This is a genomic window from Algibacter sp. R77976 (genome assembly GCF_044594645.1).
Taxonomy (GTDB): domain Bacteria; phylum Bacteroidota; class Bacteroidia; order Flavobacteriales; family Flavobacteriaceae; genus Algibacter_B.
This window is the reverse complement of the sequence record NZ_CP138989.1, coordinates 1,998,667-2,013,140: the sequence shown is the minus strand read 5'-3', so window position 1 is coordinate 2,013,140 and position 14,474 is coordinate 1,998,667. Positions and strand designations below refer to the sequence as shown.

The following is a 14,474-nucleotide window of genomic DNA, read 5'->3' as shown; positions in this document are numbered from 1 at the left end:
GTTTATTTTAAATCACATCATTATTAGCCTTTAACTTCTCAGTATTTTCAGCTAGTTGTAATTCATCTATAATTTTTTGAATATCTCCATTTACAATATTGGACAAATCGTAAAGTGTCAAACCAATTCTGTGGTCTGTTACGCGACCTTGAGGATAATTATAGGTTCTAATTTTAGCACTTCTATCTCCACTTGTTACCATGGTACCACGCAAAGCAGCATCTTCCTCCATCTTTTTAGCTAACTCTAAATCGTATAAACGTGAACGCAATACTTTAAATGCCTTCTCTTTATTTTTATGTTGTGATTTTTGATCTTGACATTGTGCCACCAATCCGGTTGGAATATGTGTTAAACGCACCGCAGAATACGTAGTATTTACCGATTGCCCACCTGGACCAGAAGAACAGAAAAAATCAATTCTTACATCTTTTGGGTTTATTTCAACATCAAACTCTTCAGCTTCGGGAAAAACCATAACTGTTGCAGCACTAGTATGCACACGACCTTGCGTTTCTGTTTGTGGTACACGTTGTACACGATGTACACCTGCTTCAAATTTTAAAGTTCCGTAAACATCATTACCGGTAACTTCAAACTGAATTTCTTTAAAACCACCATTAGTACCTTCACTAAAATCTACAGTATCCACTTTCCATCCTTTATCAGAGCAATATTTAGAATACATTCTAAACAAATCGCCCGCAAAAATACTAGCCTCATCTCCACCAGTACCAGCACGTAATTCTACTACAGCATTTTTAGAGTCTTCAGGGTCTTTAGGTATTAAGAGTACTTTTATTTCTTCTTCTAACTTCGGGATACCTTCTTTAGCTTCATCATATTGCATTTTGGCCATTTCAACCATTTCTGCATCACTTCCATCGGCAATAATTTCTTCCGCTTCGGCTAAATTATTAGTCAATTCTAAGTATAGTTCTCGCTTATCCATTAGGATTCGCAGGTCTTTATATTCTCTATTTAGCGCAACGTAACGCTTTTGATCTGTAATAATATCGGGTTGAATTATTAAATCGCTAACCTCATCAAAACGTTGCTTTACTATTTGTAATTTCTCTAACATCTGCCTTTTTTAATTGGAAACCAAAAATACGATAATTTATGAATTTTCAATGGTTGAAAACCTTTGATATAATGGTTAAACAAAAATATTTTTAAATAAATATCGTTATTCTAGTTACTTATGCAACAACTCATATCTATATTAACGTTTTACAGGCCATTTATAATATGGTCTTTAATTATTAATATGTTGTTTTCATTTCTAAAATTTAATGTTGGACTAATTATCTCTTCAAAACTACTTTTGGTGTTTCTATTATGGCATATTTTTAACGAAACCCGAGCAAAACGAAAACTTATTTTATATAAGAATTTAGGCGTATCAACCTTAAAGCTATTTTCGCTTTTATTTATAATGGATTTAGTTATTAGTATTCCTTTTTTATTAGTTCTAAAAGAGTTTATATAAAAAAAGGAAGCCAAACGACTTCCTTTTTTTATAAATAATTTTAAATATCTTCTATATTAACCACATTTAGAAGACCCACAATCTTTACAAGTTAAACAACCTTCTTGATAGATTAAGTTTTCAGATTCACAGTTACTACATGTTTGCCCTTTAGCTTGAGTTCCATCAGCAACATAACGCTTTAGAGCTCTTACCACACCATTTTTCCAGGTATTGATTGATTCGCTATCTAATTGCAAACTATTAATTAAATCGACAATTTTATCAATAGGCATTCCATGACGAAGTGTACTAGAAATAAGCTTGGCATAATTCCAAAATTCTGGATTAAATTTATGAGACAAGCCTTCTATTGTTGTTTTGTAGCCTCTTGTGTTTTTGTATTGAAAATCGTATCGTTTGATTCCATCTTCATCTTTGTTTTTAATAATCAACCCTTTGTTTACCCAACGCGGAATTAATATACCATCTTCATCATCAGCAAGTCCTGTAAACACTTCATAAGGCTTACCATCAATCAAACCAATAAAAGCAATCCATTTTTCTTTACTATTTTGAAAACGAACCACATCTGCTTCCAAAACATCTGGGCGTTTTTTAGGAAATGCAGTTAAATGTGCTTCTGTTTTTTCTTCTTTTTTCTCGTCATTTGAAATCAACACTCCAGAGCGCGATCCATCTCTATAAACCGTTACTCCCTTGCAACCAACTTCCCATGCTTTTAAGTATAAATCTCCAACCAAATCTTCAGAAACATCATTAGGCAAATTAATAGTTACACTAATTGAATGATCTACCCATTTTTGAATAGCCCCTTGCATACTTACTTTACTCAACCAATCTACATCATTTGAAGTTGCTTTATAATAAGGCGACTTTTTTATCAATTTATCAATCTCAGTCTGAGTAAAGTTTTTAGAACTATCAATGCTATTTACTTCCATCCATTGTTTAAAACGGTGATGAAATACAACGTATTCTTCCCAAGAATCTCCAACCTCATCAACAAAGTCTACACGAACATCTTTATCGTTCGGGTTTACTTTTCTTCTACGCTTATAAACAGGCATAAAAACTGGTTCTATTCCAGAAGTCGTTTGCGTCATTAAACTTGTAGTTCCTGTTGGCGCAATTGTTAACAATGCTATATTTCGTCTACCATACTCTAGCATTTCGTAATATAATTTACTATCGGCTTCCTTTAATCTTAGAATAAATGGGTTGTTTTTTTCGCGTTCAGCATCAAAAACTGAAAAGGCTCCACGCTCTTTTGCTAAATGCACCGAAGCTCTATAGGCTTCAATAGCAATAGTTTTATGCACTTCTAAAGAAAAGGCATTACCTGCTTCGCTACCATATTGAATTCCTAATGCTGCAAGCATATCGCCTTCAGCAGTAATACCAACACCGGTTCTTCTTCCTTCTTGAGCTTTATGTTGAATGTTTAACCATAAATTACGCTCGGTTGCTTTTACCTCGTCTAATTCAGGGTCTTCATCAATTTTCTTTAAAATTTTATCGATTTTCTCAAGTTCTAAATCAATAACATCATCCATAATACGCTGTGCTAAGGCAACATGTTTTTTGAATAAATCGAAATTAAATTTTGCATGAGGCGTAAACGGATTTTCTACATATGAAAACAAGTTAATTGCTAATAATCTACAAGAATCGTATGGACATAATGGAATTTCTCCACATGGATTTGTAGAAACTGTTTTATACCCTAAATCTGCATAACAATCAGGAATAGACTCATTAATTATGGTATTCCAAAATAAAATACCTGGCTCTGCAGATTTCCATGCATTATGAACAATTTTTTTCCATAACACATTAGCATCGATAGATTTAGATACTTTTGGGTTCTTACTAAAAATTGGATATTTTTGAGTATAGTCAGTTCCGTTCTTCACGGCTTTCATAAAATCATCATCAATTCTAACCGATACATTCGCCCCCGTTACTTTCCCTTGCTCTAATTTAGCATTAATAAAATCTTCTGAATCTGGATGATTAATTGATACAGATAACATAAGCGCCCCTCGCCTTCCATCTTGAGCTACTTCTCTTGTTGAATTAGAATAACGCTCCATAAAAGGCACAAGACCTGTAGAGGTTAATGCCGAATTTTTTACTGCAGAACCTTTTGGTCTTACATGCGATAAATCGTGCCCAACACCACCACGACGTTTCATAAGCTGCACTTGCTCTTGATCAATCTTCATGATACCACCATAAGAATCTGATTCCCCAGAATTACCAATTACAAAACAGTTTGATAAAGACCCTATTTGAAACGGATTACCAATTCCTGCCATTGGACTTCCTTGTGGCACTATATATTTGAAGTCTTTTATTAAATCGAAAATCTCATCTTCTGTTAACGGATTTGCATATTTAGTTTCTACTCTTGCAATTTCTTTTGCAATACGCTTATGCATATCATTAGGCGTTAACTCATAAATATTACCTTCAGAATCTTTTAAAGCATATTTATTTAACCACACACGTGCAGCTAAATCGTCGTTCTTGAAATATTTTACAGATGCATTAAAAGCTTCCTCAGAAGTGTAAGTTTTGGATGGATTTTTGGCAAGTTTTGTGCTCATTTGGTACATTATGATTTTTTAGGTTGAATGGATTATTTTATTCTTGTAAATAAAACATAAATGTACAACTTAAAATATGATAAAAATCATAAAGTTTACAAACAAAATAGGTTAAAATACTAAAAATCAGTATTTTAAAAATTTATTAACATAAAAAAGTTAACAAATAATTTCAGGAAATAAAATATAATATTTTTAGAAATCAACGGCAAAACCAACACCTAAAAACTGTTTCCATTGCACTTTCGCACCAGCTTCATCAAACTCACCTTCAATTTCTGATGGCACAGTTGTTTTCACATCATCATCGTATCTTAAATGAGAACCAAGAGTAGCTCTTACAAACGAATTTACTTTAAAATCGAAATCAATTCTCCAATCTAAATCTACATTACCAAAATTATTCACGTAATCTGAATACAGACTTACTTGGTTTTTCACATTTATATTTTCAGCAACCTCCATTTCGTAACTATTGGTTACTAAAACACCTAACTCTTGTCTAAATTGTTCACCAGGAACAATTACATTTCCGTCATCGTCAAAAACAGCCGGTGTAACCCCAAAAGACCCCGCATTTGCTAAATCTTCATCTAAAACAATAGTTGCTTTTAAAGTTAATGGCGAAAAGTAAAAAGACAGTTTATCAATATTTCTACCATATTCCATACCGCCACCAAAAAACAAATAGCCAGGAGCTAGTAATCTAGAAATAGGCTCGTCTTTATTTGGGTATTTAAAACCATTTGTAAGCTGTGTTCTAAAATTAAGTCGTGCTGAATAAAACCAATTTGATTCACCATCAGGATTATACCCCATATTAGAATTAACTTCGAACAAATCATCGGTTTTTCTTGTTTCTCTTGCTTCTTGCTTATTTATACCATAGCGTACTGAAACGTTATTTTTCCAATTAAAGAATTTATCTGAATAATTTAACGAAGAAACCAACCCTATTAACCCTGAAATTGATGTACTACCACCAGAATTCCAATTGGTAAAAGAAACCTGATTAATATCTACCGTAGCTTTATTTTTTTGTTTCCATTGCGGACCCGTATACTTCTCTTTCTTTTCTTTTATATAAAGAGAATCTGGTTGCGCATTTGAAAATTGAAAGCAGAGGGTTACAATAAATACTAGTAAATACTTCATGTCTGTTTTTGGTTAATTAGAAAATATTAATTAATAACTAAACTCTCCAAACTCAGATTTTATTGTAAGCTTTTTAGTTTTTGATGCTTCTACCCTACCAATTATCTGAGCATCAACATTAAAAGACTTTGATATTTCGATAATACTTTGGGCTGTTTCAGGAGATACATACAATTCCATTCTGTGCCCACAGTTAAATACTTGATACATCTCCTTCCAATCGGTTTTTGATTGCTCTTGTATTAATTTGAAGAGTGGCGGAATTGGAAACATATTATCTTTTACAATATGAAACTCATCTACAAAATGAAGAATTTTTGTTTGCGCGCCACCAGAACAATGTACCATACCATGAATGGAATCGCTATTATATTTAGATAGAATAGCTTTTATAATTGGCGCGTAAGTTCTTGTTGGTGACAATACTAATTGTCCAGCATCAATTGGTGAATCTTCTACAGGGTCTGTTAATTTAACACCTCCAGAATACACTAAATCTTCTGGGACTGAGGCATCAAAACTTTCAGGATATTTTTTAGCTAAATATTTACTAAACACATCGTGGCGGGCAGATGTTAACCCGTTGCTTCCCATACCACCGTTATATTGTTTTTCATAAGATGCTTGACCAAAACTTTCTAAACCAACAATAACATCGCCAGCTTTAATGTTTGCATTGTCTATAACATCTGTACGTTTCATTCTTGCTGTTACGGTAGAATCTACAATTATGGTTCTTACCAAATCGCCAACATCGGCAGTTTCACCACCCGTAGAATGTATGGTAACACCAAACGACTTTAAATCTTCAAGCAACTCTTCGGTACCATTTATAATAGCAGAAAGCACTTCGCCCGGAATTAAGTTTTTATTTCTTCCTATGGTAGAAGATAACATGATGTTATCTGTTGCGCCAACACATAATAAATCGTCAATATTCATGATTAAGGCATCTTGTGCAATACCTTTCCAAACAGACACATCGCCAGTTTCTTTCCAATACATATACGCCAGAGACGATTTTGTTCCTGCGCCATCTGCATGCATAATTAAGCAGTAATCGTCATCGTTTGTTAAATAATCTGGAACTATTTTACAGAATGCTTTTGGGAATAATCCTTTATCAATATTCTTAATAGCATTGTGTACATCTTCTTTTGATGCCGAAACACCACGTTGTGCGTAACGTTTTGAAACTTCTTGACTCATAATGTTGTATTGTGATGCAAAAGTAAAGTAATATTTTAAAATTAATAGGCATTAATTGAAATATGAAAGGTGTTTTATTAACGGGTTTTAAACCAATAATTTTAAATTATAAAACCTACAATCTGATTTTGCTTTATTATATTGAAAAATCAAGACTTTTCTTTAGGTTGATACATGACAATAATTTGAATGATAATAGCTAAGAATACTAAAAAATACACTTCTATTTGAGTAAATAATTCAACAGTATCAATGGCGTATTTACTTATTGACATTTGTCTTCTGCCTTCATTAAGTTGAACTTTAGATAAACTATTTAAGTTATTTTTAATTTTAGAAATATGCTTAATAACCTCATGGTCATTAACAAAATTTGAATTTATAAAATTGTTTTCCGAATGTATTAAAGATTCAATATTTTCTTTTAAGTTATCAAAAATTTTACTTTCTTTTAAAGTTAATTTAGTGAGTTCAAACCTCGAAATAAGATTTTGAATATCATCATTAATTTTTGAATTTGTTTGATTCAAAAAAAACAGAATCTAATAATATAACTGCAATTTCCTTTTCGTGAAATAATTTTGACATTTCAAATATCAAGTCACTTGCAATGATTCTATCGTTATATATTGTTACAACTGAATTTTTTACACGAATAAAATTATTTCTATCAATTAGGTTTGTACATAAAATCAATATAAAAACCATTAAAATTCCAAGAACCCACTTTATTTTATTATAAAATGTCATAGGATAAGATTTCTTTTGAAACTAACTTTTAACAACATAATAAATTAACTTATAAAAGCTAATTAGTTAAAAAAAGCAACTGAAATTAATTGCAATTGCTTTTTTATTAAGTTTGAGTAAGCAACACAATTGAATATTTATTAAATTAATTTTTCAAATATATGTTGCTTATCGAACCACAACTATTTTTTGTTATTTCTCCAAGGTTTGTAGTTTTTGTATGCTGGTCCTGTTAATTTTTGTCTTTCGTGACCGCTAGTTATTACAACCTCTTCAACCTTTGAGGTGTCTTTCCACGTTTTATAATTTTTATATTCTGGTCCTGTTAGTCCTTTTTTTCTGTTTGTTGTATATAATTTAGTAGGTACGGTTTTATGTTTCCAAGACTTATAGTTTTTATACGCAGGCCCTTGTAAATCACTTCGCTTTACATTACTTTTCTCTTGTGAAAATGCCCCAAACGAAACAACTAAAAATCCTAAAATTAATGCTACTTTCTTCATAACTATTTTTTTATGGTTCATAGCAAAATTAAGAGCATTCATAGGCTTTTAGATTTATGTGAATCTACCCATTTTCTATCCGTATAAATACGGATAGAAATATTTTTTTATTTTATATTAAATTGATTTTTGCGGCTTTTTTTATGAGTTCGGCTGTATTTTTTACTTCTAATTTTTTTAAAATATTTGCGCGATGCGTTTCTATAGTTCGAGAACTTACAAATAGTTTGGCAGCAATTTGTTTTGTTGTTAATCCTTCAGAAATTAATTCTAAAACTTCAGTTTCTTTATTTGATAAAATATTTTCACTAATACTTTGAGTTGACATAAAGTTTATCATTTTTTCAGAAATTACTGTACTAAAATATTTCTTTCCTCTGTATACTGTTCTTATTGCCAGGGTTAATTCTTCTTCATCGGTGTTTTTTAGTAAATAACCATAAGCACCATCTTTCGCGCATTTAGCTATATAATTACCATCACTATGCATAGAAATAACAATTGGTTTAATGTTAGAGTTTAAAGTTTTCATTTCTTTCAAGACTTTAAAGCCATCCATTTTTGGCATAGTAATATCTAAAAGAACAATATCTGCTTGCAATTCACTAGATACCAACTTCATAAATTCACTACCGTCACCAACACTTTTAACTATTTTTATATCGTCATGCTTTTTAAGTAATTCGGCTAATCCTTTTCGGAAAAGTTCATGATCATCAGCTATTACTAATTTAATTTCATTCATAATTCTACAGGTAATTCAATTTCAAAAGTAGTGTTTCCAGTTGTAGAGTCTATTTCAATTTTCCCGTTACAAATTTCCACACGTTCTTTAATGTTAATAATTCCCGAACCTAATGTCTCATTATTTTTATCAAAACCAATACCATCATCAAAATAAAAAAGTGAAATAAACTCATCAAATTCTGATAATGTTATTCTAATATTATTTGCCTTAGCATGTTTTAAGGAATTATTAATTAGCTCTTGACTTATTCTAAAAAGATTAATACCCTGATGATTTGTTATTTTAGTTTCTTCGTGTTTAGTTAAATCTTCATATTCAATATGTATTGCTGTAGATTTTTTTAAGCTTTCTACAAAGTTTGTAAGCGTAGCTCCAACTCCAAAATCGTCAATAGAAGAAGGCATTAATGCATTTGACATTAATCTAATTTCAGAGATTGTTTCATCTACAATTCTTTTCATGTCTGTTTTCTGCTTTTCATTTTCAACATTTTTTTCAATATAATATTTTAAAGATGTTAAATATGGACCAATACCATCATGTAGCTCTCTAGAAAGTCTGCGCCTCTCGCTTTCCAGACCATCTACCAACATACGTTTAGCCATTATTCTATTATTTCCCTCGTTATTTCTATATTCCACCAGTCTATCGCGCATTACTAACAAACTTTTACCCAGCAAATCGTGCGTGCTTTTAGGAGCATATTGCGTATTTAAGTCCATTTTCCCAATATCTTCAGAAAATTTTACCGCACCTTGCAAAGAGGATTTTAAATGAGCTAAAGCATCGAACATTTCTTTTATTTCGCTAGAATTTTTAGTGAACGGATTATCCTGAACATAGTTACCTTCGGCCATAATCTTTAAACTTTTAGCCATGTTTTTAATAGGGTTTGAAATAATTTTAGTGAGAAAAAGAGATAATATAACTGCAACTAGAAGAATACCTAAAGTTAACCCTAAAAGTCTGAGCCTTAAATTTTTTAAAGGCACGTTAACCTCACTTACATCTATCTCTGAAAGAATAACTAATTTGAGATTTGAAATATTTATTAAACTGTATACACTATAAACATCAACACCTCGGTAGTCTTCAAAGGCACCTCTACCTTCTTCTCCAGATAATGCGTTGATTACACCCTTAGTTTTAACCGACATACTGTACGGCACCTTACTAGGAAAAAATCTAGACTGAGATCGCATTTTAAAATCTTCTCCAACAAGATAAGATTCTCCAGTTTCACCCATGCCGGTGCGTTCTAGAAGTATGGCTTTTATTTTATTATAATCTAATACTTTTATTTTTTTACCTTTTTTAGAATTAGAAATAAAGGCTATAGAAGTTTCTTTATTATTATGATACGATGTGAAATCATAAATACCTTCAACTTTTTTTATGTTATTTGGAATTGTAAAGCTTATGCTGTCTAGGTTTTGATAGTTTTCGGGGGCAGCTAAAAACTGGTTCCATTCAGACTTTATTAAATTTTCAATTTGAATTTGTTTAAGCGTTTTTATAGAATTTAATTGTAATAAAATACGATCATCTAAAACTTTTGAAAATTGTTTATAAAATGAAAACGATAATACTGCAACTACAAATACAATTAAACTATTAATTATTATAAGTATGAGTGTTTTAATTTTCATAAAAATATCATTTGACTATATAGATTGGTTTTATGTAAATATATACTGTAAATTATAATTATTTTAAAGTTAATAATTATACGCTTTTTTAAAAATATAATATTTGAACCAACCGTTACAAAAATAAAAAATTCTGAAGTTTAAAAACTGAAGCTAGCAAACACCTACGTTAGGGATTGAAGCGGCATCCTTTTTGCTTTTTCTGCAAAAAGATATAGCGTAAAGCCGGACCCTTGTGGTAACGCCCAACTTCTCGATACAATCTTAAATAAATTTGAGACTCACGAAGTGACTAAAAACTACCTAGTAAATAACATTTCGCGGTACTTGGTTAGTGGCCAGATTTCGTCGTCGACCAGCAATTCTAGTTTATCGCAATGGTAACGTATATCGTCGAATAGAGGTTTTACTTGGTTACAATAGGCGTGCGCTTTCTTTTCGATGTCTTTAATATCGTTTGCTGTTTTTCGAGCATCAATCATTTTAGTTACGTTGGCATTTATGCCTTCTATATGATTTGATATGTCTTCGATTAAATTTATTTGTTCTCTTGAAACACTTTTATATTTTGCTTCGAAAATTTCTTTTAAACCGCGCACGTTTTCTACCAGTATATTTTGATACTTTACTGCGGTTGGCACAATATGGTTTCTGGCTATATCGCCCAAAACACGGCTTTCTATTTGAATGTGCATGATGTATGCCTCGACCTCGATTTCGTATCGGGCTTCGGTTTCTATTTTACTCATTACATTCATTTCTTCGAACAGGGCTATACTTTCTTTTGAAACTCTTGCTTTTAATGCTTCTGGTGTTGTTTTATTATTACTTAATCCGCGTTTTTTAGCTTCCTTTTCCCATTCGGCACCATATCCGTTGCCTTCAAATAAAATTGGCCTACAAGATTTAATATACTCTCTTAACACGTTAAAAACAGCTTCGTCCTTTTTTAAATCTTTTTTATTGATTAGTACATCCACTTCCTTTTTAAAGTCTTTAAGTTGCTTAGCGACTATGGTGTTTAAAACCGTCATTGGGTTACCACAATTAGCCAAAGACCCTACGGCTCTAAACTCGAATTTATTACCTGTAAATGCAAATGGCGATGTACGGTTTCTGTCGGTATTATCCAATAAAACATCGGGTATTTTACCAACTACATTTAGTTTTAATTCTGTTTTTTCTTTAGGTGACAACTTACCTTTTGTAACGCCTTCTAACTCTTCTAAAACCTTGGTTAACTGCTCACCAATAAATACCGAAATAATAGCAGGAGGCGCCTCGTTTGCCCCTAATCTATGGTCGTTACTTGCCGATGCTATAGCTGCTCTCAACAGCGCTTCGTGCGTGTGTACCGCTTTTATGGTGTTTATAAAAAAGGTTAAAAATTGCAGGTTAGACATTGGTGTTTTTCCTGGTGCTAATAAATTCACACCAGTATCTGTTGATAATGACCAATTGTTATGTTTACCAGAGCCGTTTACACCAGCAAAAGGTTTTTCGTGTAGTAAGACTTTAAAGTTATGACGCGACGCCACACGACCCATAATATCCATTAATAAGGCATTATGATCTACGGCTAAATTAGCTTCCTCATAAATTGGTGCTAACTCAAATTGGTTTGGTGCTACCTCGTTATGTCTTGTTTTTACTGGAATACCTAAAAGCATACACTCGGTTTCCAATTCGCGCATAAAATTTAATGCTCTGGTTGGAATAGATCCAAAATAATGATCGTCTAATTGTTGCCCTTTTGCCGAAGAATGCCCCAACAAAGTACGCCCTGTTAATGCAATATCTGGACGGCTGGCAGCCATCATTTTATCAATTAAAAAATACTCCTGTTCCCAACCTAAAGAGGTGGTTACTTTTTTTACGTTTTTATCGAAATATTTACAAATTGCGGTTGATGCATTGTCTACCGCATGAAGCGCTCTTAAAAGAGGTGTTTTATAATCTAACGCCTCACCTGTGTAGGCCACAAATATGGTTGGAATACAAAGTGTTGTACCATATATAAACGCTGGCGATGTAGGATCCCAAGCGGTATAACCTCTAGCTTCAAACGTATTTCTAATGCCGCCGTTTGGAAAACTAGACGCATCTGGTTCTTGCTGTACTAATTGACCGCCTCCAAATTTCTCGATAGCCATGCCGCCGCTTACGGTTTCAAAAAAAGCATCATGCTTTTCTGCTGTGGTACCCGTTAATGGCTGAAACCAATGTGTATAATGTGTCACACCTTTTGACAACGACCAATCTTTCATTGATGATGCTACTTGATCGGCTATATTCCTATCTATCTTTTTTCCAAATTGAATGGCATTCATTACACCAACAAATGCATCTTTTGTTAAATATTGACGCATCGCGTTTTCATTAAACACGTTTTTACCAAATAAATCTGAACGACGCTCTTTTTCTTCAACCAAAACAGGTTTATATTTAAGCGATTCTTTAATAGCATGAAACCTTAGTGTAGACATCCTTTATATATTTATTAAAATATTTGATTATGAATAGATAAGCAAAAGTAAACAGGTTTACCAATAAAACCTTAAATCTGAAAAAATCTTTTAAGCTTTTTTCAGTATTTTTATAAAATAATCATGTTTTTTTAAAATAAACCTTAAAATAATAGGGTATAAATAAAAATAACACACCATTTTGTTAAAACACCCCCTATAAATTTAAAGTGAAACTATAAAAATATATATTTGTGATATTATTATCAATATTTCAATTATAAAATATTCATTATGGCAAAAATTAAATTAGAATACCTTTGGTTAGATGGGTACTACCCAACTCAAAACTTGAGAAGTAAAACTAAGGTAGAAGAACATGAAAACTTTAAAGGAACTGTTGAAGAATTAGGCCTTTGGTCTTTTGATGGTTCTTCTACGAAACAAGCTTCTGGAGGAGCATCTGACTGTATTTTAAAACCAGTTGCAATTTATCCTGATCCTACACGTAGAAACGGATGGTTAGTAATGACTGAGGTAATGAATGCTGATGGAACTCCACATGAGTCTAACGCTCGTGCTACTATTGAAGATGATGATAATGATTTCTGGTTCGGATTTGAACAAGAATACTTTATTATGGATACTAGTACAGAATTACCATTAGGATTCCCAAGAGGTGGTTACCCAGCTCCACAAGGAATGTACTATTGTTCAGTTGGTGGTTTACATACTCACGGACGTGATTTAGTTGAAGAGCATGCAGATTTATGTATTGATGCTGGATTAAACTTTGAAGGAATTAATCAAGAGGTTGCTTCTGGACAATGGGAATACCAATTGTTTGCAAAAGGCGCTAAGAAAGCTGGAGATGAAATATGGGTTTCTAGATATTTATTAGACCGTTTAACTGAGGGTCGTGGCATGTACATCGAGTACCACCCAAAACCATTAGGAGATACTGATTGGAATGGATCAGGAATGCATGCTAACTTCTCAAATACAATCTTAAGAACTTGTGGTTCTAAAGAAAAGTATGAAGAAATTTGCGAAGCTTTCCGTCCAGTAACAAAAGAGCATATAGAAGTTTACGGAGAGTTTAACGAACAACGTTTAACCGGTAAGCACGAAACACAATCTATTACAGATTTCTCTTATGGAGTTTCCGATAGAGGTGCTTCAATTCGTATTCCAATTATTGTTGTAGAAAAAGGATATAAAGGATGGTTAGAAGATCGTCGTCCATCTTCAAACGCAGATCCATACAAAGTTGCTGCAAGAATTATTAAAACGGTAAAACCAATTAAATAATCTTACCGCATTATATTATATTAAAAACGCTAACATTAATTTGTTAGCGTTTTTTTATAGCCCCTATTGTAAGCCATTTTTTTCTATTTCAAATTCCATTCGCATTACGACCGCCTTTTCCGTTTCCATTTTCACTTTAAATCCAATTCTTTTATATAGTAGAATTGCTGAATTGTTTTTATCCACGCTCAAAGAAATAGACTTTACATCTAATCCTTGATATAATTTGGCTATTTCCTCAATTAATTTAGTTCCAATTCCTTTGTTTCTAAATTGTTCTTTTATAGCTATACTCAATTCAGGTGTTTCTGAATCCAAAAACCCGTATCCTTTGTTATTTTCGTTAAAAAACCTGCCCCAACACGCTCCAATTAACTCCCCTTTCTCCACAGCAACTAAACACAAATCGGATATATTAGAACCAAAATTAACTATATACTTTGTTAAAGTTGGTTCTTCTATAATCGACTTCGGTAATTTCGGTTGTCCATCTTCCACGAATATTGCTTCATAAAGCATTTCTTTTAGGAATCCGATTTCATTTTCTGCTATTTTTCGAATTGTCAATTTTGTTCGTTTT

Annotated in this window: 11 protein-coding genes; 1 reads left to right on the top strand and 10 read right to left on the bottom strand. The window is 32.3% G+C overall.

Annotated elements, in window-relative coordinates:
- Positions 1 to 7 precede the first annotated feature (7 nt).
- The 9 genes from prfA to SJY43_RS08885 all read right to left on the bottom strand — a co-directional run bounded on the left by prfA (position 8) and on the right by SJY43_RS08885 (position 12,604).
- Positions 8 to 1,084: a peptide chain release factor 1 gene (gene prfA / locus SJY43_RS08925; RefSeq protein WP_396600397.1), complete on the bottom strand. Its 1,077-nt coding sequence runs from the start codon at positions 1,082 to 1,084 to the stop codon at positions 8 to 10.
- 464 nt (positions 1,085 to 1,548) lie between these two features.
- Positions 1,549 to 4,104, bottom strand: coding sequence for an adenosylcobalamin-dependent ribonucleoside-diphosphate reductase (locus tag SJY43_RS08920; RefSeq protein ID WP_396600396.1), 2,556 nt, complete (start codon positions 4,102 to 4,104; stop codon positions 1,549 to 1,551).
- A 195-nt stretch (positions 4,105 to 4,299) separates the two neighbouring features.
- Entirely contained in the window at positions 4,300 to 5,259 is a 960-nt protein-coding gene (locus SJY43_RS08915) for a DUF3078 domain-containing protein (protein ID WP_396600395.1), read from the bottom strand.
- Positions 5,260 to 5,289: 30 nt separating this feature from the next.
- The gene (locus SJY43_RS08910) at positions 5,290 to 6,468 is read right to left on the bottom strand and encodes an AIR synthase related protein (protein ID WP_396600394.1); all 1,179 of its coding nucleotides are present in this window, start codon (positions 6,466 to 6,468) and stop codon (positions 5,290 to 5,292) included.
- Between the two features lie 149 nt (positions 6,469 to 6,617).
- Positions 6,618 to 6,998 carry a hypothetical protein gene (locus SJY43_RS08905; RefSeq protein WP_396600393.1) on the bottom strand — a complete coding sequence of 127 codons (381 nt, stop codon included), beginning with the start codon at positions 6,996 to 6,998 and terminating at the stop codon, positions 6,618 to 6,620.
- Between the two features lie 402 nt (positions 6,999 to 7,400).
- The gene (locus SJY43_RS08900; RefSeq protein ID WP_396600392.1) at positions 7,401 to 7,721 is read right to left on the bottom strand and encodes a hypothetical protein; all 321 of its coding nucleotides are present in this window, start codon (positions 7,719 to 7,721) and stop codon (positions 7,401 to 7,403) included.
- A gap of 112 nt (positions 7,722 to 7,833) precedes the next feature.
- Positions 7,834 to 8,466 (bottom strand): response regulator, encoded by a 633-nt coding sequence (locus SJY43_RS08895; RefSeq protein ID WP_396600391.1) that lies wholly within the window; start codon positions 8,464 to 8,466, stop codon positions 7,834 to 7,836.
- Complete coding sequence (locus tag SJY43_RS08890) at positions 8,463 to 10,118, bottom strand: ATP-binding protein (RefSeq protein WP_396600390.1); 1,656 nt, start codon at positions 10,116 to 10,118, stop codon at positions 8,463 to 8,465. Before SJY43_RS08890 ends, SJY43_RS08895 begins: the two co-directional genes overlap by 4 nt.
- Positions 10,119 to 10,417: 299 nt before the next feature.
- Entirely contained in the window at positions 10,418 to 12,604 is a 2,187-nt protein-coding gene (locus SJY43_RS08885) for a glutamine synthetase III (protein ID WP_396600389.1), read from the bottom strand.
- 273 nt (positions 12,605 to 12,877) lie between these two features.
- Between SJY43_RS08885 and SJY43_RS08880 the strand changes: the two genes are divergently transcribed.
- The gene (locus tag SJY43_RS08880) at positions 12,878 to 13,894 is read left to right on the top strand and encodes a glutamine synthetase beta-grasp domain-containing protein (protein ID WP_396600388.1); all 1,017 of its coding nucleotides are present in this window, start codon (positions 12,878 to 12,880) and stop codon (positions 13,892 to 13,894) included.
- Positions 13,895 to 13,957: 63 nt separating this feature from the next.
- Here the strand turns inward: SJY43_RS08880 and SJY43_RS08875 are convergent, their stop codons facing one another.
- Entirely contained in the window at positions 13,958 to 14,461 is a 504-nt protein-coding gene (locus SJY43_RS08875) for a GNAT family N-acetyltransferase (RefSeq protein WP_396600387.1), read from the bottom strand.
- Positions 14,462 to 14,474: the final 13 nt, after the last annotated feature.

Excerpts from the sequence above, each read along its gene's own strand:
- prfA (WP_396600397.1), bottom strand. The coding sequence starts at position 1,084 with ATGTTAGAGAAATTACAAATAGTAAAGCAACGTTTTGATGAGGTTAGC.
- SJY43_RS08920 (WP_396600396.1), bottom strand. The coding sequence starts at position 4,104 with ATGAGCACAAAACTTGCCAAAAATCCATCCAAAACTTACACTTCTGAG.
- SJY43_RS08915 (WP_396600395.1), bottom strand. The coding sequence starts at position 5,259 with ATGAAGTATTTACTAGTATTTATTGTAACCCTCTGCTTTCAATTTTCA.
- SJY43_RS08910 (WP_396600394.1), bottom strand. The coding sequence starts at position 6,468 with ATGAGTCAAGAAGTTTCAAAACGTTACGCACAACGTGGTGTTTCGGCA.
- SJY43_RS08900 (WP_396600392.1), bottom strand. The coding sequence starts at position 7,721 with ATGAAGAAAGTAGCATTAATTTTAGGATTTTTAGTTGTTTCGTTTGGG.
- SJY43_RS08895 (WP_396600391.1), bottom strand. The coding sequence starts at position 8,466 with ATGAATGAAATTAAATTAGTAATAGCTGATGATCATGAACTTTTCCGA.
- SJY43_RS08890 (WP_396600390.1), bottom strand. The coding sequence starts at position 10,118 with ATGAAAATTAAAACACTCATACTTATAATAATTAATAGTTTAATTGTA.
- SJY43_RS08885 (WP_396600389.1), bottom strand. The coding sequence starts at position 12,604 with ATGTCTACACTAAGGTTTCATGCTATTAAAGAATCGCTTAAATATAAA.
- SJY43_RS08880 (WP_396600388.1), top strand. The coding sequence starts at position 12,878 with ATGGCAAAAATTAAATTAGAATACCTTTGGTTAGATGGGTACTACCCA.